This is a genomic window from Pseudomonas sp. SWRI22, assembly GCF_014268395.2.
Lineage (GTDB): Bacteria > Pseudomonadota > Gammaproteobacteria > Pseudomonadales > Pseudomonadaceae > Aquipseudomonas > Aquipseudomonas paracarnis.
The window spans coordinates 2,333,897-2,356,999 of sequence record NZ_JABWQK020000001.1 but is presented as its reverse complement, the minus strand read 5'-3'; the positions used below and the strand labels follow the sequence as shown (position 1 = coordinate 2,356,999).

Below are 23,103 nucleotides of genomic sequence, written 5' to 3'. Positions count from 1 at the left end.
CACAGGGGGATGTTGCGGTGTTAGTTATTACAGATCTTGCAGAATATCCGCCATATCGTCGGCGTGTTCTTCTTCCTGAGCCAGGATGTCTTCGAAGATGCGACGGGTAGTCGGGTCTTTGTCACCGATGTACTGGATGATCTCGCGGTAGCTGTCTACCGCGATCCGCTCGGCCACCAGGTCTTCGTAGACCATTTCCTTCAAGGTGTTGCCCGCCACGTATTGCGCATGGGAGTTTTTCGACAGCAGGTCGGGGTTGAACTCCGGCTCGCCGCCCAGTTGCACGATACGCTCGGCCAGTTTGTCAGCGTGCTCGGCTTCCTGGGTCGCATGTTCCAGGAACTCATCGGCAGACACGCTGGCCTTGAGGCCGTTGGCCATGAAGTAGTGACGCTTGTAGCGCAACACGCAGACCAGTTCGGTGGCCAGCGACTCGTTGAGCAGGCGGATGATTTCTTCGCGGTCGGCGTCATAGCCTTCGGTCACGGCGCCGTTTTCGACGTTCTGGCGGGCGCGGCTGCGCAGGGTTGCAACGTCAGTCAATCGTGCTTCAGTCATTTCAATCTCCTGGGGCTAATCCGGGTGTACGCCACGCTCTGCCGGCGTGATCGCTATTGGTTGTGAGTCCCGGGCCAGGCGAAAAGTTTTATCGGATTTAACAGGATGTGTCCTGAGGGCGTCTGACCGGTGTGGTCCAACGCTCTGACAGAATTACTCCACCCAGGGTCAGCAAGCCCCCCACCAGGTGATACAGCGCCAACTCTTCCTTCAGCACCACGGCTGCAATCAGCGCGGTAATCAAAGGCAGCAGGTTGAAAAACAGTGTGGTACGGCTTGGCCCCAGGGTCTTGACCGAGTGCATCCACGCCAGCGGTGCCAGCATCGAAGCCAGCAGGCAGGCATATAGCACCAGCGGAATATTCGCCCAGCCCAAACCGGCCTTGGCCGAGAACAGATACAGCGGCAGCAGCACCACCACCGCGACCAGCACCTGCAAATACAGCAGCACCAACGGCGGCAGGCGCAGTTGCCATTTTTTCAGCAGGGTGCTGTAGACCGCATAAGCCAGGGTCGCCACCAGCATCATGCCGTCGCCCAGGTTGACCCCATGTTGCAGCAACGCGCCCAGGCTGCCGGCCGACACGACCACTACCACGCCTGCGAACGACAGCACCGCGCCGGTCAGCGCGCCAAAGGTCAGGCGTTGGCCGAGGCTGATAATCGCGGCGGTCAACGCCATCAGTGGCATCAGCGAGAGGATGATGCCCATGTTGGTGGCACTGGTCAGCGTTGCGGCGTAGTAGGCCAGGCTTTGATACACCGCCATGCCGAGTACGCCGAGGATAAAGATCTTGCCCAGGTTGGGGCGGATCTGCGGCCAGTGGGCGATCACCGGCTTGAGCATGAACGGCGTGAACAGCAACGCAGCGAACAGCCAGCGGTAAAAGCCGATTTCAGCCGGGAAAATCGAGCCCACGGCCAATTTGTTGACCACGGTGTTGCCGGCCCAGATAAAGATAGCCAGCAGCGGATACGCGTATTGCATTGAAAAGAAACCCAGTGTGTTGACGAGGCAGGATTATCCTCTGTCTGGATCGAAGCCTATACTGCGATCCAGACAACTAAGCGTTGAATCCAGACAATATGTCCCGACATACCGTGCGCCTGCCCGATTTTGCCCGCCTGCCAAGCCCGGTGTACTTTCGGTATTCCGATTTTGCCCCGGACACCGAATGCACCCCGCACCAGCACACCTGGGGCTCGCTGGATTACTCGGCCAGCGGTGTGATGCGCATGGAAGTGGCGGGCAATCGCTTCATGTCGCCACCGCAATACGCGGTGTGGGTGCCGCCGCATACCGAGCACAGCTCCTACAATGCCGAGGCGATTGTCTACCACTCCGTAGGGCTGGCGCCGCAGCTGTGCGAGCAGTTGCCACAGCAGCCTTGCACGCTGGCGATCAGCGACATTCTCAAGGCGATCCTCAAGGATTTCGCCCTGCGCGATGTCAATGCACCGCGCACCGACGCCGACATCCGCCTGGCCCAGGTGCTGGTGGACCAGCTCAGGCAGGCGCCGGTCCACGACTGCTTCCTGCCCTACGCCCGCCACCCGGGATTGCTTGGGGTCTTGGAGGGCATGCAGGCAGAGCCGGGAGACAACCGGCCACTGGCGCAATGGGCCGAGCAGGTGCATGTGAGCGAGCGCACCCTGGCGCGCCAGTTTGTGCGCGAGCTGGGCATGAGCTTTGGCGAATGGCGCCAGCGCCTGCGCTACCTGGCGGCCATCGAGGCACTGGACAGCGACCGCAGTGTGCAACACGTGGCGTTTGATCTGGGCTACAGCACCGCCTCGGCGTTTATCGCCATGTTCCAACGCCACGCCGGCTGTACGCCGGAGCAATACCGGCGGGCGAATATTCGTGGCCGGTGAAGTTGTAACAGGTTTTGACTACACTGCGCTGTAGGCCGTGCCCGTCGGCACGGTAACAGGGAGAAAACTCCATGAAGATGCTGCGTATTCCGTTGTTGATGATGGGCCTGCTGATGTGTGCCCAGGGTTTTGCCGCCACTGCCCAGCAGAACAAAATGACCACCTGCAATGCCGAGGCCACCACCAAGACGCTCAAGGGCGATGACCGTAAGGCCTTCATGAAGACCTGCCTGTCGGCACCTGCCGCCAACGACGCCAAGACCCTGACCCCGCAGCAGCAGAAGATGAAAGACTGCAATGCGTCGGCGAAAACCAAGGCGTTGACCGGTGATGCGCGCAAGACATTCATGAGCACCTGCCTCAAGGGCTGATCCCGAGTTCACGAATGCTGCAGAACCCCTGTGGGAGCTGGCTTGCCTGCGATTGCGTCGCCTCGGTATGACGGATACACCGAGGTGCCCGTATCGCAGGCAAGCCAGCTCCCACACCTGATCGTATTCACAGCACCCGCTCTCGCTTGATTCCCTCAAGGCTGGCAGACTGCCCATCCTTCAACGCCGTTTGTTTTGAGGCTGTATGCCAACGTTTTCTCAGCGTCATGTGTTGTTGCTGTCCAGCTACATCATCATTTTCGGCGGGTTGCTGCTGGTACTGCCGCTGAAATTGCTGCCCAGCCTGCTGGCCGGCCTGTTGGTCTATGAACTGGTCAACATGCTCACCCCTCAACTGCAACGCCTGATCGAAGGCCGGCGCGCGCGTTGGCTGGCGGTGGCCTTGCTGGGCACCTTGATCGTCAGCGTGTTGGCCTTGATCTTCGCTGGCGCCATCAGCTTCCTGCTCCACGAAGCGGAAAACCCGGGGGCTTCCCTGGACAAATTCATGGGCGTGGTCGACCGCGCGCGCGGTCAATTACCGCCGTCCATCGACGCCTATTTGCCCACCAGCGCCGCGGAGTTTCGCGTGGCCATTGGCGATTGGCTAAGCAAGCACTTGAGCGAACTGCAACTGGTCGGCAAAGACGCCGCCCACATGTTCGTCACCTTGCTGATCGGCATGGTGCTGGGTGCGATCATCGCCTTGCAGCGCGTGCCCGACCTGACCAAGCGCAAACCCTTGGCCGCCGCGCTGTTCGACCGCCTGCACCTGCTGGTCCAGGCGTTTCGCAATATCGTGTTCGCCCAGATCAAGATCGCCGCGCTCAACACCGCCTTCACCGCGGTGTTCCTGGCAGTGGTGCTGCCTTTATGTGGCATTCACCTGCCGTTGACCAAGACCCTGATCGTGCTGACCTTTCTGCTCGGTCTGCTGCCAGTGATTGGCAACCTGATCTCCAACACCCTGATCACCATCGTGGCGCTGTCGCTGTCGATCTGGGTGGCGGTGGCGGCACTGGGGTATTTGATCGTGATCCACAAGGTCGAGTACTTCCTCAACGCGCGAATCGTCGGTGGGCAGATCAGTGCCAAGTCATGGGAGTTGTTGTTGGCGATGCTGGTGTTTGAGGCAGCGTTCGGCCTGCCGGGGGTGGTGGCGGGGCCGATTTACTATGCCTATCTGAAAAGCGAGCTGAAGCTGGGTGGGATGGTTTAAGCCTTGTGTCGCCTGGGCTGACGCCATCGCGGGCAAGCCCGCTCCCACGTTGAAATGCGATCACCTGGGGGAGCTGGCTTGCCTGCGATGACGGCCTGCAGCCGAAGCCTATCTACCTGACACAACCCGATCAAATTGTGGGAGCTGGCTTGCCTGCGATGACGGCCTCACAGCCGGCCCCTATCTATCTGACGCCCCGCGATCAAACTGTGGGAGCGGGCTTGCTCGCGAAGGCGGCCTGACTGCCGACCGGGATGTTGGATTTGACCGCGTACATATCCGTTATTTAGGTAACGGCCACTTAGGGTTCCGCCCTGACGGCGGCTCACTTTTGAAAAGCGCAAAAGTAAGCAAAACGCTCTTGCCCCACCACTCGGCACCTCGCTTGGGCTCGGTGTGCCCGTAATTCGCCAGCGATTTGGGGGGCCGCCGCCACGCGCCATCCATGGCGCGGGGCGGCTAAACCGGCATCCCTGCCGGTTTACCCCCCAAATCCCTGTCGAATTCCGGCCAGCGTGGTTTAACGGGGCGCCTAAGATCAAAAGCAGATCAAGATCAAAAGCGGCTCGCTTCGCATCGTGGTTACCGTCAAGTGGGCGCGCCACGGTGTCAGCTACAACTCAGCAACCGTAGCGCTTGCTCGCCTCAATCGCCAAACCACTGCCAATACTGCCGAAGATATTGCCTTCCACATGCCGCGCATTCGGCAGCATTGCAGAGATGCTGTGGCGCAGCGCCGGGATGCCGCTGGAGCCGCCGGTAAAGAACACCGTGTCCACCTGCGCCACGCTCACCGAGGCGTCGTTGAGCAACTGCGTGACGCTGCCGCGTACACGTTCCAGCAAGCTGTCGATGGACGACTCGAACAGTGCGCGGCTCAGGTCTACGCTCAGGCCCGCTTCGATGCGGTCCAGCGGCACGTGGCGGCTGTCTTGATGGGTGAGCTGGATCTTGGTTTCTTCCACTTCCATGGCAAGCCAGTGCCCGGCGCGCTGTTCGATCAGTTTGAACAGGCGGTCGATGCCGCCGGTGTCTTCGATGTCGTAGCGCATGCTGCCCAGGGCCAGCTGGGATTTTTGCGAGTACACCGAGTTGATGGTGTGCCAGGTGGCCAGGTTCATGTGGTGGCTGGTGGGCATGTAGGCGCCGCTCTTCATGCGGCTGCCGTAGCCGAACAGCGGCATCATGCCTTGCAGGCTGAGCTGTTTGTCGAAGTCGGTACCGCCGATGTGCACGCCGCCGGTGGCGAGGATGTCGCTCTGGCGATTGTCGTTGTGACGACGATCCGGCGACAGGCGCACCAGGGAGAAGTCGGAGGTACCACCGCCGATATCGACGATCAACACCAGCTCTTCTTTCTCGATCGTCGACTCATAGTCGAACGCCGCTGCAATCGGTTCGTACTGGAACGAGATGTCCTTGAAGCCGATTTTGCGCGCCACATCCACCAGGGTGTTTTCCGCTTCCTGGTCGGCCATCGGGTCGTCATCGACGAAGAATACCGGGCGGCCCAGTACCACTTCTTCGAATTCACGACCGGCGTTGGCTTCGGCGCGGCTCTTGAGTTGGCCGATAAACAGTGCCAGCAGGTCGGTGAAGGGCATTGCAGTGCCGAGCACGCTCGTGTCGTGCTTGATCAGCTTGGAACCCAGCAGGCTCTTGAGCGAGCGCATCAGGCGGCCTTCGTAGTTCTCCAGGTATTCGTGCAGCGCCAGGCGACCATATACCGGGCGGCGCTCCTCGAAGTTGAAGAACACCACTGACGGCAGGGTGATCTTGTCGTCCTCCAGCGCGATCAGCGTCTCCTCGCCGGGGCGGATCCAGCCGACGGTGGAGTTGGACGTGCCGAAGTCGATGCCGCAGGCACGGGCTGGAGATTCGTTTTTCATGTCTTACAGGTTCCGGGCAAAAAACGGCCGCGCAGTGTATGTCACTCGCGAGCGGATGCGTAGACCGGCGATCCGTAAATTCGCGCTATATAGCTACGTCTTGAACCGGCAGGGGCTTGGTTAGGCTCGGGTTTTACTGCCCTCACGGACGAATCGCTATGCCTGATGCAACCTTCAACGCCGACCTGCGCGGCGTGCATTACGACTTTCTCAAACAACGCGTGCCGAACTGGTTCATGGAAGGCTCGCCGCAACGCCAGCAAGAGCTAGGCACGCACGAGATGGATATTCCTGCCTGGTACCTGGCCGCCACTCACCAAGACAAAACCACTCTGGCTGCCCGGCACACGCGCTTTCGCGAAACGCTCAATGCGATTGAAGAGCACCTGGGCCAGATTGAAGACGTCCTGGCCTTCGCCGAACAGCCGCTCAAAGAGGCGATCAAGAAAGAGTTCAACCTGGAACTGGATGTGCGCAATGTATTTTTCGTGCGCAAATACGGCTCAAAAGGTGCTCGCGATGACTTCTACGGTGCCTTTGTTTTCGAGCAGCAAAACGACCCGTCACTGAGCTACAGGTATCGCGGCATTTCCCTATTGGAAGCGGCCCTGGCCAATTTCGAGGCCGATGAAGAGCAGCCGTCGTCGTGCACCGATTGCCAACTGATCACCACCTTCAACCTAGAAAACCCCCACATCATTGCGACCTTCGCGGCCGTCCATGCACAGGCGGTGGCGATCACGCCCCATGCTTTCGCCAGGCTTTGCCGCACATTGGACCTTGGCGCGCTTTATCAGGCGCATATCAAGGCCATTGTAGAGCCCCAGGACGCGGATGAACGCCAGGCGCTTGAACAGCTGTTGGAAGAGCATCAACGCGAGCAGTTGGCACTGTGCATCGATATTGCCCGGTTGCAAAGCACCGGAACGCTCAGTGCCGACGCCTGCCAGATGCTCCAGAATGTGGTCACGGGCTCCGCCACGCCGAAACTGGCCGGGAAGCCTGTGACATACACCGCGCTCAACGTGTTCGACAGTGTATTGGTGGGGCCGCTGCTGATCGGCCCTGATCGGCAAAACACCAACCGCCCCGAGCCTCTGGTGGTGTACATCCCCGGCGACCCGCAACAGCCCCTCAAGGAGTATGCGTCCAGTGGCGAATTCATGGCCGACTTGCGTACCCGTCTGCACAGCGCATCGTACCGGCGCTTCTTCAGCCGCTTTGTGCCGGTGCGCGAACAAGGCGGGTTCTTCACCCGGTTCAACCGTCTGTACCAGCCTGCCAGTAACGGCAATGGCGGCGCGGACTACCCGTTGCGCACGCCGTTGGCGCGCTTGCCTATGCAAGAGTTCGCCCTTGCCGGTGAGCTGTGGCAGCGCAGTCGCCAGGCGCATATCAGCAAGATCCTGAGCGATGCACGCGCAGTGGCCGTGCCCACCGAAGACGAGGACCGCAAGGCCCGGCTCGAACGCCTGGAAGGCTTTTTCGAGGCGGCCGTCAGCGTATTCAATCTCGCCGCGTTCGTGGTGCCGGGGCTCGGCCCGATCATGTTGGCCGTGGGCGCATCGCAGATGTGCTACGAAGTATTTGAAGGCATCGAGGCCTACGATCAAGGGGAGCCCCGCCAGATGTGGGCGCATTTTGCATCGGTAGCCCTGAACGTAGCGTTCATCGCCACCGGGTCCAAGGTGCTGCCCGCCGTCAAATGGCAAAGCGCAGTGGATCACCTCAAACCGGTGACGCTGCCCACGGGCAAGCAGGTACTGTGGAACCCCGACCTCAGGCCCTATGCCTCTACCACCAAACCGGCGCCAGAGGTCAAGCCCAATACGTTGGGCCTGTACGATCATGCCGGTCAGCAATGGGTGTCGTTTGAGGATACGCATTACCAGGTCAAGCAAGACCCGAGCGGCCAGTACCGTATTCAGCACCCGACTCGCCCCGACGCCTATGCGCCGGAGTTGGAACACAACCATAACGGGGTGTGGACTCATGAGCTGGAAGAACCGCTGACCTGGGACGAGCCCACCTTGCTCAAGCGCCTCGGGCTGGTCGAGCAGGCGGAGCCGTTGCGTATCAGCGGCGTCGAAACTGACGCTCTGCGCCAGGTTGCGGTCGATCATGAACCCTTGCCGCTGTTGCTTGACGACACCATCAAGCGCTTCGAGCTGCATCAGCAATTGACCACCTTTGTCGAGCAAATCAAAAGCAGCGACCCGCTGGTCTACCAGAAGGCCGAGCCTGCACTGCAATTTGACCTGCTTCAACGCCGTGGCCTGCTGCCTGATGGCGTAGCGCTGAAAGTCATCGGCCCAACGGGCGAGGTCGTGTGGGAAAGCGCCGATGCGTCACCCTTATTGCCCAAGCGCGTGATGGTGTTGACCGAGACCGCCATGGCCCAGGGCCGTTTACTCAGGGAGTTGCTGTACACCTTGCAAGGCGTCGACCCACAGCTCAAGGAATTCCCCGGCAGCCCCGAAGAGTCACTGGACGTTCGCGCCGCCAAGCTGCGCCAGTACCTTGGCGATGCCGTTGATAGCCTCAAAGGACCGCTGCTGGAGGAGCGTTACCGTGCGTTGAACCCAACGCCTGACGCCGATGTGCAACGCGTGCTGGATACCTACCCGGCTTTGCCGACGCTGGCCGCCGAGCGCTTGCTGCAAGGCGCCGCAGTGGATGAGCTGACCGCTTTTCGCAGCAGCGGGCGCCTGCCTGACCGGTTGGCCACGCAGGCTCAATGGTGCGCGCAGGAAACCCGCGTGGCGCGCGCCTACGAAGGGCTGCACTTGGACACACAGACCCACCTCGACAGTCAGCGCCTGGCCTTGCGCACCCTGGAAACCCTGCCGGGCTGGCACCGTGGCTCGCGGGTGGAGTTGCGTCAGTATTCGGCGGAGGGCACGCTGATGGATGCCATCGGCTCCCCCGACTTCCCGCACAAGCGCAGCCTGATACTGCTGGACAGCGGTGAGTTCCAGGCAACCATGCCCGGCGATTTCTACAGCGCCATCTGGGAGCAACTCGCGCCCGATGAGCGTCAGCGTCTCGGGTTGGGCAGCGCGGTCGAATTGAAGCAGGCGATTCAACGCAACCCTCTTTCGCGCCAGGCGTTGCGCACGGTGCTGGAGGACTACCCGCTGCGCAAGCCCGAGTACGATCCGATGGTCCGCTTGATGGGCGGCGCTCCGGGCTTTCGGCATATGGCAAGGGTGGCGGCTAATGTGCTGCGCTCTCCAGCAGAGCGGGTACGCCGGTTGTATCCATCATTCACTGAGGAGCAAGTCACAGCGTTTATTCAGTCGCTGGGCGAAGATGTCCCAGGCGGGTTGGCCAGTCGTGAGCTGGAATACCACCACCTGAAAAAATCCTTGAAAGCGTGGGCTCGCTCCAGAGGGCCACATGCCCTGGCGTACTACAGCGCCGAATGGCGTGTGAGTGATGCAATCAAACGCTGCTGGCGTCGCGAGACCGGAAGCCAGTTGAATATCCGTCGTTCAAAAGACGAGATTCGTTGGGTGGATTTGCCGCCGCTGAAGGCCGACTTCAGTCATGTCCAGGAAGTGGCGTTATCGGGGCTCACATGGAAGGGGCACTCCAGCTCGTTGTTCCTAGAAAATTTCACGCATATCAAGAGCCTGAGCATCACTGGTGCCGAGTTGGTCGAGTTGCCGGCGGTGATCGGCGATATGAAGCAGCTCACGTCGTTGAAACTGCCCTCCAATGAACTGAAACTGAGCGAGCGTAGCGCGGCAAGCTTGAGCGCTCTGGATGCCTTGCAAGTGCTGGATCTTTCGGAAAATCCGCTGGGTACATTGCCTGATTTCGGCGGTATGCCGCATTTGAGAGCGCTGAATCTATCTTTCACCCGAATCGAGCGTTGGCCTTCGGGGTTGAGGACGCAGACTGGGCTGGAGCGCGTCGACTTACGTCACAATCGACTGCTGCAGGTACCGCAGGACAATCTTGTTCCGCCGGCAGATCAACTGGAAACGATCGTGCGGATCAATAACGTCACCTTGCTTGATGGCAATCGCTTCCCACACGATTACTGGGAAACATTCGATAAGTATTGGCAGGACGTGAACCAGTCACGCCCCGACCTTGTGTCAGGCGCTCTCGATGGCGCCTTTGACAGCAGAAACCCACGCCTGGAAATGGTGCAGCACATGTACCCCGAGTATTCCCTGCAAAAGGCCCGGGAGCTTGTCTGGAGCTGGGGCGAAGGCGCCGATACCGAGCTGGACCGGCGCTGGCAGGAGTTTTCTGTGCTGCTCAGGCAGTTGAACGCATGGGCATTTTCAGGCGGCGGCGAGCGCCAGCGCTATGTGCGCGTGGGGGAGCGCGCCACCGATGCTGCGTCACTGCGCGATCGCAACCTGGCGCACAACCGCATCATGCGCTGCTGGCGCCGTGAAACCCCGCAACAGCTCACCAACGACGGCGAGCCCTTCGGCCTGGAGCTGGACCTCAGCGGCCTGACGCTGCCAAGCCTGCCCGACCTGGATGCGGACTTCAGTCACGTAGGCTCACTCAAGCTGAGCAACATGAACCTCAGTACTTCGCCTGAGGGGTTCCTCGCTCGCCATCAGGGCGTACGCTGGCTGGACATGTCGCGCAACCAGTTGCGCGAGTTGCCGCCGGCGCTGGGGCAGATGCATGGCCTGACCCGGCTGTCGTTGCAAAATAACCAGATACGCCTGAACCCGGAGTCGGCTGCGATGCTGGCGTCGCGCAGCACCCTCAGAGCCTTGATCCTCAATTCAAACCCCCTTGATATCGCGCCGGATTTCAGCCAGATGACGGATTTGCGTTCGCTGGGGATGGGCAACACCCATATTGAAACCTTTCCCACCGGGCTGGGGGCGCAGCCCAGCCTGGATGCGGTGTACCTGAGGGGCAGTCGGATTTCAACGCTGCCCGATGCGCTGATTGCCCCCTCGGACGAGGCGTTGGCGCAATCCCTGCGGGTAACCAGCGTCACTGACCTGGGCCTGAACCCCTTGTCCGCCGAAACTCAGGCGCGAATCGCCGATTACAACCGTCGGCTTACCGACCCGGAGCGAGCGGCCAACAGGTTGGTGCGCAGCACTCTGGAGGTGGCTGTGCCGCAGGCCGTTACTGGCGACTCAGCGCCGTTTCAGCGCTGGGCCAGAGGGTTGTCAACGCAGCAGCTTGCCCAGCGCCAAAGCCAATGGTCCACCCTGCGTGCACTGCCAGGCTCGGACGGTTTTTTCGACATGCTCAGAGACCTGAACGTGGCGCCCGCTGAATATGAGGATGTGCAGCAGCGGGTGTGGGAGGTGATCGACGCGATTGCCAGCCACAGCGCCGAGTCGGAGCAGCTGCGCAAGGAGATGTTCGAATGGGCGGGCCAGGCGACGTGTTGCGACCGTGCCGCGTTGACCTTCGGTAATCTGGAAATCCTGCTGATGACCAGCAATGCCAAGGCCCAGGCGTTGGATTCGACTCAGGGCGCCGCGCTGGTGAAGCTGTCCAGGGGCTTGTTCCGTCTGGAGGAAGTGGAAAAGATCGCCCTTACGGATATCGACCAGCGCCGGACTGCGATTAATAGCCGCGAAGACCTGACGGCGACGCAGAAGGCTGACGCTCTAAGGGCTCTGGAAGAAGTGGAAATCAGGCTGGCCTATCGTTACGGCCTTAAAGAGCGGCTTGACTTGCCTGGCCAGGCGCAGCAGACCAGGTTCATTCGTTTCGGCAACGTCAGCCAGGCGATGCTGGATGCTGCGTACGATAAGGTGATCGGCCTGGATAATTCGGTGCATGAGTTTCAAGCCATGCTCGCCAGGGAATTCTGGCAAGACTACATCGCGAACAAATACCGCTCGCGGTTCGAGGCGCAGAACCAACCCCATCACGAACAAATGAATGCGTTGTTGCGCGATTTCGAGTCCGGTGCAATCTCCAAGGCGGTGTTCGACGGTGAGGCCGAAGCACTGCAGGGGCAGTTTGCAATCGAAGAAGCACAGCTGATTCAAACCCTGTCCCGCGATGAAGTGGCGCAGGCGTTGATGCCCTCTGCGAGCCTTGAAGTGTTGGTGGAGCCTGTGGGTCAGGAGCTGCAACTGTCTGAGGCTAAAGCCATCGATTTCAACGGCAAACAGTATTTTGTCGCGAGCATGCCGGATGCGGGCGATGGCGAGCATTACATCTTGCGGGTGCAGGCACCCCAGAACCCGTTGGCGCTGGTCAGCAGTGGGGTGGTAGCCAAGCCCGATATCCATGGGGTCTGGAAGCGCAGGGGTTTGGCGGGTGGGATGAAGCCGCAGGGCTCCGACGATGAGTTTTTCGACGCGTCGGAGTCCATGCCGGTAACGCCCTACACGGCGGAGGAACTGCGCCATATGCGTCGCGATATCCACTTTACGGCCAGCCCCAATCGCATCGGCAGTTATAACCGTGCCAATAACGGCAAATACCCGCTCAGGGACTATCAAGGCCGGGCGATCCGCATTCGCGAATTGGAGCAAGCGGTCACGATAGATCCCGGTGTGCGCTACACCTCGGAGCAGATCAAGCCCTACATTCAATTTCAGGGCTATGAGCAGGTGGGCGCACGCTATGAAGAGAAACTCCAGCTACGTTCGTTTACGGCCCAGGACATGAAAGCGCCCGGTGAAAGCGCGTTGATAGGCCAGGCCATGGTGGTTGCCAACCGGCGTATCGCCAAGGGCGAAATCGTCGGCGTGTACGGCGGAACGGTATTGCCCATGGGGATCTTCGGACCCAGCGGGCAGACGTACACCATGAGGGTAGGAAGCAAGGAGGTCGCGCGGGGCAATACCCTGGTGGAAGAGCCGATCCACCTGTCGGGGGATAATATTATTTCCAGAATCAATACCCTCTTCGAGTATGACGCCCAGGGCAAACCGTTGCGCCAGGCCCCCAGTGGCTACAACGTTGAAGCGGTGGGCTTCAATGTCGAGGCAGACAGGTGGATGGGGGTAGGGGAGGGTGCGCGAACCAAACGCGAGAATTTGATACTGACGGCGGTATTTGCCACTGAAGACATTGCAGCGGGCGCCGAGCTGCGCATGGATTATCAGTACACTGAGGGGGCAATAAAAAACCTGTTCGCTTGATCCTACCCGAGTAAGTAACGGGTCTGTCGTCGTAAATAGCCATATCCCATCTTGAAAGGGCGGGTTTTGCCCCAATCTTGTGGGCATATCCAGGCGGTACACAGTGATTGCACTGACCCTGTGTGCCGCCGATTAACTTATGACGCGCCCTGACATCAATTCCCAGGCTGCCAGCCATGGCGTGCCGTGTGGCGGGCTGCGCGATATCGATAACGGATGGTGATGCCCCCATGGATTTCAAAGACTACTACAAGATTCTCGGTGTCGAGCCCACGGCTGATGACAAAGAGATCAAGTCGGCTTATCGCAAGCTGGCGCGCAAATATCACCCGGACGTCAGCAAGGAAAAGGACGCCGAAGCCAAGTTCAAGGATGCGTCCGAGGCCTATGAAGCGCTTAAAAGCGCCGACAAGCGCGCCGAATACGACGAACTGCGCAAGTACGGCCAGCATGGCCAGCCGTTCCAGGGCCCACCGGGCTGGCAGAGCCGTGGCGGCTTTGGTGGTGGCCAGGACGCGGGCGACTTTTCGGACTTTTTCAGTTCGATCTTCGGCTCGCGTGGTGATGCTTTCGGTGGCGGCCAGCGCCGTCCTACCGGGCGCAAGGGCCAGGATGTGGAGATGCAGCTCACGGTCTCCCTGGAGGAAACCCTGTCCACCGAGTCCAAGCAGATCAGCTTCCAGGTGCCGCAATACGATGCCTCCGGTCGGCATGTGAGCAACACCACCAAAAGCCTGAACGTGAAGATCCCGGCCGGTGTGGCCGATGGCGAGCGCATTCGCCTCAAGGCCCAGGGCGCGCCGGGCATTGGCGGCGGGGCCAATGGTGATTTGTACCTGATCATCAAGTTTGCGCCCCACCCGAGGTTCGAAGTGGACGGCGAAAACCTGATCATCAACCTGCCACTGGCACCCTGGGAGTTGGCGCTGGGCACGGAAGTGGCCGTGCCGACCCTCACCGGCAAGATCAACCTCAAGGTGCCTGCCGGTAGCCAGAACGGCCAACGTATGCGCGCCAAGGGCCATGGTTTGCTGAACAAGGCCGGGCAACGTGGCTACCTGTTCATCCAGCTCAAGGCCGTCATGCCCAAGGCGGCGGATGATGAGGTCAAGGCATTGTGGGAGGCCCTGGCGCAAAAGGCTGCGTTCAACCCGCGCGAGCAGTTCTGAACGGGTCATTGATTTAGTTAGCGCCAGCCGCAAAAACGGCGTGCCTAGGATGACAACCTCTTCCAAGAAAAGGTTGTCATCCCATGCCGGACTTTCAGGTCACCGACCCCGTCACCCCGCTTCCTGGTGAGCAGGGCCAACATTACGAACTGATCAAACAGGCGATCCCTACTTGCCTGGTCAACAGTTCGCCCTCCCGTCGCAAGGCCCTCAAAGACACGCCGCCAGCCATTCCCCGCTGGTATGACGCTGCTTCCCAGGCGCACAAAGATCAGCTCAAAGTGTTGCTGGACGCCCGTTGCGAGTCGCTCAACGAACTGGAGAAAACCTTCAGTCACATACACTCGGAGCAAGCGTTTGCCCAACCCTTGTTGGAAGCCAAGCTAAAGGCTATCGGCCACGAGCTGGACGTCAATCAAACCTGGTTGCGCCTGTATGTACCGGTGGAAGATGCCTTTGGCGTAAAGACCAGTGGCTTCAGGGTCAAAACGTTCTCCCTGCTGCACGCTGCCCTTGGCAACTTTGAGCAACGCGAGACTCGAGAGGGCTATTTCGACAGTGCCTCAGGTTTCATCACCCAACCGGACGTGCGCGATCATTTCGAGCGCCACACCACGACCCTGAAGATTCATGCGTTCACCCAGCTTTGCCGAGAACTGGACCTGGGCAAGCAGTACCAGGCTCACCTCAAGGCGCAGTTGAAACCTGACGACGCCGAGTCCCAGGCCGAACTGCGCGAGCGTTATGTCCGGCACCAGAAAGCCGCCTTCAAGGCGGCAGCGTACCTGGCGTTGCTCAAGGGCGACATTGGTGACAGCGACCACGCCTTGCTGATGCGTGTGGCGGCCGGGGAAAAACACATTCTCAGCGACGGCAAGCCCATCGTGTATCGCAGCCTGAGCCTGATGAACCTGCACCTGCATGATTGCCTGGTCATCGACGCTTGCGCCAAGCCTGGCTACACCTGCTGGGTCATCGTTTATATTCCCGATGACCCCGACCATCCCATCAAGCGTTATGACACCTTCAATGACTTCAGCACTGCATTGACCGAGCGCCTGAGCGCGAAAACCACCCAGGAAGCTGACCGCTCTCAAGGCTGGAGGGCTACGCCGAACCAGCATTTTTTTGCCCGGTTCGTTGCCGACAAAGACCGCGCCTACTACTACAAACGGCTGACCGAACTGGTGCTGGACGCACCTCCCCAGCCGTTTGGCGCACAGGCCTTGCGATCGGAATGGGGGCGCCTGCTCACTTCTCCGTCCTTTGCCACGCCTTCGACACTGGGCGAACCACATCCCTACGTGCGCGTGCATGCCACTGCCCCTGAATTCAACATTCGCGCCCACACCCTGACGGACCTATGGCAAGTTGCAGACCTGTGGACCTATCGCCTGGGCAGCCTGCGTGCCCGCCTGTTCGAGAATGCGCGGCATCGTGCGGTGAGCACCGCCGATGTCGATGAGGCCTCGCGCTCACTGCGCGCCGCGCATTACATGAGCATTGGCCTGTTCGGTCTCAACCTGGTGGCCATGGCGGTGCCACCGCTTGGCGTGCTGATGGCCGTGGCGATGGCCGGGCAAATGCTCTACGAAGTCATCGAAGGTGCCATCGAGCTGAGCGAAGGCGATCGCGAAGAGGGCTGGGCGCACATCACCGACGTGGTGGAAAACCTGGCGACGCTGGCGGTGCAGGCAGCCGTGGTGCACTTCACCGTGTCGCCGTTTATCGAGCAGCTCAAGGCCGTCACTCTCCCCAGTGGCAAGACTCGGCTGTGGAAACCCGACTTGTCGACCTATGAGCACACCGCGTCCCTACCTTCAGTGGCGGCGGATGAGCAAGGCCTGCACCGGCACAATGGCCAGACCGTGCTGCCATTGGAGGGTAAACGCTATGCCGTGCAACAAGACCCGCTGACCGAGCAATACCGCATCCTCCATCCCACGCGCGCCGAGGCCTATCAACCGATATTGAAGAGCAACGGCGCTGGCCTCTGGAACCATGAAGTGGAACGCCCGCACACCTGGGAAGGCGCCACGTTGATGCGGCGATTGGGCCCGGTGACGGAGGGCTTCAGTGAGGCCGAGTTGGAGCAGGTGCGCAGCGTTGCGGCGGTGAGTGAGGACGTGCTGCGCCGCGTGCATGTGGAAGGCGAGCCGGTACCGGCGATCCTGCTCGACACCCTGCGCCAGTTCAGGGCGTATCGCGATGCGGTGAGCGTCGCCGAGGGTATTCGCCAGGGCTCGCTCAGCAGCGCACTGTGCAGCTATGCCGCATCCCTGGCGGTGGAGTTGCCTGGATGGCCAGCGAGCAAGGCGATCGAGGCATTTTCCGGCACCGAGTTGAGCGGGCCGTCGATCAAATACGGTAATCAGCAGGCTGCGGCGGCGGACACCGTGCAGGTCCACCGCGCCGAATTGATGAGCGGCCAGTTGCCCATACGCATTATCGAAGCGTTCAGCGAACCTCAGCGCGATGCTCTGGTGGGCAGTTACACCGCCCGCACACCCGAGGCGAGAACCGCGGCCCTGCAATTGAAACTCGAACAAAGGGCCATCGAGGTGCGCGAGCGGTTGATGAAGAGTATTTACGTCGAGCAGCAGCCACTCTCCGACACCGCGATTATGCTGATCCAGCGTGACTTCAGCGGTGTGCCGACGATTTTGGCGCGCGAAGTGCTGGCGGACGCGACGCCGACCGAGCGCGACACGATGAGCCGCGCCAAGCGCATTCCCCTGCGCCTCGCTGAAAAGGCGCGCCGGGCGCAGCAGCAAATGCGCCTGACCCTCGCGTATGAAGGCTTGTACCTCGATGCGTTGGCCGGCCCAGACACCGAAACCCTGGCCCTCCACACACTGCCGGCGCTGCCCGGCTGGTCGGACAATCTGCGCCTGGAAGTGCGCGAGGGTCGGTTTGAAGGCCCATTGCGTGCCAGTTTTGGCCCTCAGGAGGCGAGCAATCGCAAGGTCCTGGCACGTACGGAGGATGGACGTTATCAAGCCTTTGATGAGCGCGGTCAGGATCTGCATGGCCTCAATGGTTTCTATGGCGCCTTGCAGCACGCGTTGACCGACGCCCATCGCAACGCGATTGGCCTGCCCCATGTCGGCCAGGGTGAGCAATTGAAGGGGTTGATCCAGCAACATGCATTAGGCCGAGCACCGTTGCGCAAAGCCTTGGGCATGTCGCCGGAAAAGCTGCCGTTTTTTCGACCGCCGAGCGTGTTGCCGGGCGAGCGTCGCGGCTATCCATTGAGCGGGCGCGGTGGCACTGAGTGGGAAAAAATCACACGCGAGCGGGTCCGCAGCCTGTACCCGGAAATCACCCGGGACGAAATGCTCGCCCTGATCAACGAGCGCGGCGCGCTGGATCTGAGCTGGCTGCGTGCGTTGGAGCAAGAGTACAAGACCCTGCAGGCCACCTTGCACAACTGGCTGAGCACACCGCCCCAGGGCATGGAGGCGTTCGGTGACCAGCAACGCCAGGTGCTGAGGGCCAGGCGCAAGATTTATACGGCGCTGGATGACGCCTGGAGAAAGGTTGGCCCACGGCACTACGATCGAAATGGGCGCCTCTTGGGGCAGAAAATCGAATGGTTGGAAGAGGACCTGGCGCAGCAGCTCCGAACCTTGCCCGCACTGACTGCAAACTTCGACCATGTCAGCTACTTGGGCATTGTGGGAACCGAAGGCTCGCAGCTGACGGATGCGGATGTGCAGCCACTGCTCGCCAACTTTCGCGGTCTGCGTCGATTAGGGATCGAGGCCGCTCAACTGACACGCCTGCCGTCAGCCATCGAACAGATGCCGCATTTGCAGCGGTTGCATTTGGGCGGTAACAGTATTGTCCTTACGCCTGAAGACGTCTTGCGTTTGAAAGATCGGGTGCATCTCAAAGAGTTATTTTTGGAAATGAACCCACTCGGCTTGCCACCGGATGTCGGGCGCATGCCGCGCTTACATACCTTGCTGCTCAATGAAACAAGCCTGGTGGAGTGGCCTGGCAGTGTGTTCCGTGTGCCCAGGCCGGAAGACTTCATTCTGGATATGCGGCAGAACCCGATAGCGCGGATTCCCGAGTTCGCGCCGGGCTCGGATAAGGCATTGATTGTGGCGAAAACCTTCCTCACCCGTGAAACGCTGACGCCTGAACTGCTTGCTCAATTCAAGCGGTACATCGAGGCTGCCGGCCGGGATCCGGATCGCCAATTGCCGAAAAGGGGCGCGCGCGACAGCGAGCAGTGGAAAACCGGTTATTCGGCGCAGGAATGGCCCTCCAGGCAAGTGTTATGGGACATGCTTGAAGGTTCGTTTGGCTCTGAGGGCTTTTTCAATGTTCTTCGTGCCGTCAGAAACTCCGGGGACTCGACAGTCGGGGGCGGCGTATGGTTGTCGGAACTGACCGCCAAGGTCTGGCGCATACTCGAGGCGATGGGCGAAGACGCCGAATTGCGCGAGCAGTTGTTCCTGATGGCCCGGGACCCTGCAGCCTGCGTGGACGCCGGAGCCCAGATGTTCAATGCGATGGGCGTTGCCGTGCTGCATTGGTCGGCGTACTTCAGCGAGGACGTGGCCTCCGTGCGCAAAACTGTCTTCAACCTGGCCAGGGGCAAGTGGCGGCTCGATGAGTTGGGCCGTATCGCCCATGAGCGCGTGTCCCAACTGCAGGCCGACGACGTCAAGTTTCCGGAGTACGACGCGAAAGGCGTACGCGTCGATCATTACGATGCCCACGGCAATTTGATCGCCGATATCGACGAAGTCGAGATCTACCTGGCGTACACAACGCCATTGGCAACCCGTCTGGACCTGCCCTGGCAATCGCGGAGCATGATGTTCCACGAGGAATATGTGACAGAGCCCATGGTCGAGGCGGCATTCAACCGCGTACAGCTACTGGACCAAGGCGAGCTGCTGCGTGGCAACCTGCTGGAGCAACCGATGTGGACCGACTTTCTGCAGCGGGCTCATCGAGCTGACTACGCGTCGATTGCCGCAAAGTTCGATGCACTGATTGACTATCAGGCCGCGCAGGAACAATGGGCCGCCGCAGCCAACCTCCCTGAGAGCGCGAGGCAGGCCCTGCGCCAAACCATCAGCCGGTTGGCCCAGCGCCTGGGCCGACCGGCTTCGCAAAGTGAACCGGGGCAACTGATGTCCCAGCAAGACTACGACGACACCTTTGGCCGCATCAATGCCGAACTGATCACCTTGAACCAGACACTGACCGATCAAGCGATCAGCGCCATCCTCTAGAACAGGAAGTACCGCTGGGCCATCGGCAACACCTCGGCCGGTTCGCACCACAGCAACTGACCGTCAGCCTTGACCTGATAGGTTTGCGGGTCCACCTCGATATCCGGCAGGTAATCGTTGTGGATCAGGTCGGTTTTCTGCACGTCGCGGCAACCCTTGACCACCGCGATCTGCTTCTTCAGGCCCAGGGCCTCGGGCAGTCCGGCCGCCTGCGCGGCCTGGCTGATAAACGTCAGGCTGGTGGCGTGCAGGGAGCTGCCGAAGCTGGCGAACATAGGGCGGTAATGCACCGGCTGCGGCGTCGGGATCGAGGCGTTGGCGTCGCCCATCAGGCTCGAAGCAATGGCGCCGCCCTTGAGGATCAGCGTGGGCTTGATGCCGAAAAACGCCGGGCGCCACAGCACCAGGTCGGCCCATTTGCCGACTTCGATGGAACCGACGATATGGCTGATACCGTGGGTGATCGCCGGGTTGATGGTGTACTTGGCGATGTAGCGTTTGGCGCGGAAGTTATCGTTGCCCACGCCGTCGCCCGGCAGGGGGCCACGCTGTTTTTTCATCTTGTCGGCGGTCTGCCAGGTGCGCGTGATCACTTCGCCGACACGGCCCATGGCCTGGCTGTCGGAGCTGATCATCGAGAACGCGCCGAGGTCGTGCAGGATGTCTTCGGCGGCGATGGTTTCGCGGCGGATGCGGCTTTCGGCGAAGGCCACGTCTTCGGCAATGCTTGGGTCCAGGTGGTGACACACCATCAACATGTCCAGGTGTTCGTCGATGGTATTACGCGTGAACGGCCGCGTCGGGTTGGTGGAGCTGGGCAGTACATTGGGGAAGCCGCAGGCCTTGATGATGTCCGGTGCATGGCCGCCACCGGCACCTTCGGTGTGGTACGTGTGGATGGTGCGGCCCTTGAGCGCTGCGAGGGTGGTTTCGACAAAGCCCGACTCATTGAGGGTGTCACTGTGGATCGCCACCTGCACGTCGTAGGCATCGGCGACGCTCAGGCAGTTGTCGATGCTCGCGGGTGTGGTGCCCCAGTCTTCATGTAGCTTCAAGCCGATAGCACCGGCCTTGACCTGCTCGATCAGCGGCTCGGGCAAACTGGCGTTGCCCTTGCCGGTAAAGCCAATGTTCATCGGGAACGAATCGCTGGCCTGCAGCATCCGCGCAAGGTGCCACGGGCCGGAAGTGCAGGTGGTGGCGTTGGTGCCGGTGGCCGGCCCCGTGCCGCCGCCGATCATGGTGGTGACGCCGCTGGTCAGGGCCTCTTCGATCTGCTGTGGGCAAATGAAATGCACGTGGGAGTCGATGCCGCCGGCGGTGAGGATCATGCCTTCACCGGCAATCACTTCGGTGCTGGCGCCGATGGCCATGGTCACGCCGGGCTGGATGTCCGGGTTGCCGGCTTTGCCAATCGCGTGGATGCGGCCATTCTTCAAGCCGACGTCGGCCTTGACGATGCCCCAGTGGTCGATGATCAATGCGTTGGTGATCAGCGTGTCGACCACTTCATGGGCGAGCAATTGGCTCTGGCCCTGGCCGTCACGGATCACCTTGCCGCCGCCGAATTTGACCTCTTCGCCGTAGACGGTGAAGTCCTGCTCGACTTCGACGAACAGTTCGGTGTCGGCCAGGCGCACCTTGTCACCGACGGTGGGGCCGTACATGTCGGCGTAGGCTTGTCTGGATATCTTCATGGGTGTGTCCTCGATCGTTCCCACGTTCTGCGTGGGAATGCATCCTGTGACGCTTTGCGTCACGACGTAAAGAGCGGACGCAGAGCGTCCCTGGCGGCGTTCCCACGCGGAGCGTGGGAACGATCTAATTGCATTCCAACGGTGGGAGCGGGCTCGCCTGCGATGAGGCCCTAAAGGTCGCCCATGACTCGCCCTGCAAACCCAAATACCCGCCTTGCACCACTCAACTCCACCAACTCCACCTCCCGACGTTGCCCCGGCTCAAACCGCACCGCCGTGCCCGCCGGAATATTAAGGCGCATGCCACGGCTGGCCGCGCGGTCGAATTCCAGCGCGTCATTGGTCTCGAAAAAGTGGTAATGCGAGCCCACCTGGATCGGCCGGTCGCCGCTGTTGGCTACGCCGAGGATGAGGGTGCGGCGGCCGACATTCAGTTCGATCTCGCCAGGCTGGATCTGATATTCACCAGGAATCATGCAGGTTGCCCCAGGGTCTTGTAGTAGATGGCGGTCGGGCTGTAGCGCCCGTCCGGGCTTTGGCAATAGTCGGGCAGTTCACCGAGCTTGGTGTAGCGCAGCGACTGGTAAAAGGCTTCGGCGCCGGAGCCGGCCTCGGTGTCCAGGTACAGCAGGCCACGCTTGTGCTGGCGCGCGGCGAGTTCCAGGGTATTCATCAATTGCTGGCCCAGGCCATGGCGACGGGCGCTGCTGTGCACCAGCAACTTTTGCACCTCGGCGCGGTTCAGGCCGTTGGCTTTCTGGCACAACGCCAATTGCACGCTGGCGATCACCTGCTCGTCGCGTACCACTATCCACAGCAGCAGGCTGGTGTCCTCGACGCCGGCTTGCACGCCGCTCAGGTAGTCCCGGGCCTGGGCCTCATCGAAGTCGGCCATGAAGCCCACCGAAGCGCCGTGCTGCACCGCGTCCAGCAACAGCTCGATCAAGCCCCGGCGGTAATGGGCAAAGCTTTCAGCATTGACTCGACGCAGTTGTGCAGCGCTCATCGATCTCACTCCTGGGGCGGTTCGGCGCCCGGATTCAACGTCAGTTGCATAAAGGTCAGGTCCAGCCAGCGGCCGAACTTGATGCCCACTTGCGGCATTTGCCCGGTAGTCACGAAACCCAGGCGCTCATGCAGGCGGATCGAGGCCAGGTTGCCGCTTTCGATGGCGGCGACCATGACGTGCTTGCCGCAGCTGCGGGCGCGCTCGATCAGGGCCTGCATCAGGCGCGGGCCGAGGCCTTTGCCGCGCTGGTCATTGCGCACGTATACCGAGTGTTCGACGCTGTAGCGGAAGCCTTCGAAGGGGCGCCAGTCGCCGAATGAGGCGTAGCCGGTGACTTCGTCGTTGTCCACCGTGACCAGGATCGGGTACTGCTGGGCCTGGCGCGCACTGAACCAGGCCTGGCGGTTGGCCAGGTCCACCGGTTGCTCGTTCCAGATCGCCGTGGTGTTCAACACCGCGTCGTTGTAGATGGCGCGGATCGCCGGCAGGTCGTGTTCGGTTGCATCACGAATCATGGCTGCGCCTCAGGCAATGGGCTGGTGGACGGTGACCAGCTTGGTGCCGTCGGGGAACGTGGCTTCCACCTGGATATCCGGGATCATTTCCGGGATACCTTCCATAACCTGTTCGCGGCTGAGCAGGGTGGTGCCGTAGTGCATCAGGTCGGCCACGGTGCGGCCATCGCGGGCGCCTTCCATCAGGGCGGCGGAGATATAGGCGATGGTCTCCGGGTAGTTGAGCTTCACTCCGCGTGCCAGGCGCCGTTCGGCGACCAGGCCTGCGGTGAAGATCAGCAGTTTGTCTTTTTCCCGTGGGGTCAGGTCCATGGTTCAGTCCGTAGTAAGGCAGTTAAAAAGACGAGCGCTCACCCCTGTAGAAGCGAGCTTGCTCGCGAAAAACCCGAGGGCGCCGCGTGCATTCAGGATGCCCGCGTTATCGTTAACGATTTTCGCGAGCAAGC

At 60.9% G+C, this 23,103-nt stretch carries 14 protein-coding genes; 6 read left to right on the top strand and 8 right to left on the bottom strand.

Annotation, left to right across the window (positions count from 1 at the left end; genetic code table 11):
- Window positions 1-27: 27 nt before the first annotated feature.
- Together HU730_RS10425 and HU730_RS10420 are read right to left on the bottom strand one after the other, a co-directional pair.
- Window positions 28-558, bottom strand: coding sequence for a ferritin-like domain-containing protein (locus HU730_RS10425; RefSeq protein ID WP_186527420.1), 531 nt, complete (start codon window positions 556-558; stop codon window positions 28-30).
- 97 nt (window positions 559-655) lie between these two features.
- The gene (locus HU730_RS10420) at window positions 656-1,546 is read right to left on the bottom strand and encodes a DMT family transporter (protein WP_034125675.1); all 891 of its coding nucleotides are present in this window, start codon (window positions 1,544-1,546) and stop codon (window positions 656-658) included.
- A gap of 98 nt (window positions 1,547-1,644) precedes the next feature.
- Here HU730_RS10420 and HU730_RS10415 point away from each other — a divergent pair, with 98 nt between their 5' ends.
- The 3 genes from HU730_RS10415 (at window position 1,645) to HU730_RS10405 (ending at window position 4,023) form a co-directional block, all read left to right on the top strand.
- Entirely contained in the window at window positions 1,645-2,433 is a 789-nt protein-coding gene (locus tag HU730_RS10415) for a helix-turn-helix transcriptional regulator (protein WP_034125676.1), read from the top strand.
- A gap of 71 nt (window positions 2,434-2,504) precedes the next feature.
- Window positions 2,505-2,804 carry a PsiF family protein gene (locus HU730_RS10410; protein WP_014716700.1) on the top strand — a complete coding sequence of 100 codons (300 nt, stop codon included), beginning with the start codon at window positions 2,505-2,507 and terminating at the stop codon, window positions 2,802-2,804.
- 205 nt (window positions 2,805-3,009) lie between these two features.
- Window positions 3,010-4,023, top strand: a complete 1,014-nt coding sequence (locus HU730_RS10405) for an AI-2E family transporter (protein ID WP_186527421.1) — start codon at window positions 3,010-3,012, stop codon at window positions 4,021-4,023.
- A gap of 620 nt (window positions 4,024-4,643) precedes the next feature.
- On the opposite strand, the gene HU730_RS10400 is transcribed toward HU730_RS10405, so the two are convergent.
- A complete protein-coding gene (locus HU730_RS10400; protein ID WP_054896375.1) occupies window positions 4,644-5,912 on the bottom strand; it encodes an Hsp70 family protein in 1,269 nt (422 codons plus the stop codon).
- Between the two features lie 158 nt (window positions 5,913-6,070).
- Here HU730_RS10400 and HU730_RS10395 point away from each other — a divergent pair, with 158 nt between their 5' ends.
- The 3 genes from HU730_RS10395 to HU730_RS10385 all read left to right on the top strand — a co-directional run bounded on the left by HU730_RS10395 (window position 6,071) and on the right by HU730_RS10385 (window position 19,436).
- Window positions 6,071-13,012: a DUF6543 domain-containing protein gene (locus HU730_RS10395; protein WP_186527422.1), complete on the top strand. Its 6,942-nt coding sequence runs from the start codon at window positions 6,071-6,073 to the stop codon at window positions 13,010-13,012.
- A gap of 230 nt (window positions 13,013-13,242) precedes the next feature.
- Complete coding sequence (locus tag HU730_RS10390) at window positions 13,243-14,181, top strand: DnaJ C-terminal domain-containing protein (RefSeq protein ID WP_034126393.1); 939 nt, start codon at window positions 13,243-13,245, stop codon at window positions 14,179-14,181.
- Window positions 14,182-14,264: 83 nt separating this feature from the next.
- A complete protein-coding gene (locus HU730_RS10385; protein WP_186527423.1) occupies window positions 14,265-19,436 on the top strand; it encodes a DUF6543 domain-containing protein in 5,172 nt (1,723 codons plus the stop codon).
- Here HU730_RS10385 and ureC read toward each other — a convergent pair.
- The 5 genes from ureC to ureA form a co-directional block, all read right to left on the bottom strand.
- Window positions 19,433-21,133: an urease subunit alpha gene (gene ureC / locus HU730_RS10380; RefSeq protein ID WP_054896378.1), complete on the bottom strand. Its 1,701-nt coding sequence runs from the start codon at window positions 21,131-21,133 to the stop codon at window positions 19,433-19,435. The genes HU730_RS10385 and ureC overlap by 4 nt on opposite strands.
- A 170-nt stretch (window positions 21,134-21,303) precedes the next feature.
- Window positions 21,304-21,609 carry an urease subunit beta gene (locus HU730_RS10375; protein ID WP_054896379.1) on the bottom strand — a complete coding sequence of 102 codons (306 nt, stop codon included), beginning with the start codon at window positions 21,607-21,609 and terminating at the stop codon, window positions 21,304-21,306.
- A complete protein-coding gene (locus tag HU730_RS10370) occupies window positions 21,606-22,139 on the bottom strand; it encodes a GNAT family N-acetyltransferase (protein WP_186527424.1) in 534 nt (177 codons plus the stop codon). Before HU730_RS10370 ends, HU730_RS10375 begins: the two co-directional genes overlap by 4 nt.
- 5 nt (window positions 22,140-22,144) lie before the next feature.
- The gene (locus HU730_RS10365) at window positions 22,145-22,657 is read right to left on the bottom strand and encodes a GNAT family N-acetyltransferase (RefSeq protein ID WP_054896381.1); all 513 of its coding nucleotides are present in this window, start codon (window positions 22,655-22,657) and stop codon (window positions 22,145-22,147) included.
- 9 nt (window positions 22,658-22,666) lie between these two features.
- Window positions 22,667-22,969, bottom strand: a complete 303-nt coding sequence (ureA, locus tag HU730_RS10360; RefSeq protein WP_003171437.1) for an urease subunit gamma — start codon at window positions 22,967-22,969, stop codon at window positions 22,667-22,669.
- Between the last annotated feature and the right edge of the window lie 134 nt (window positions 22,970-23,103).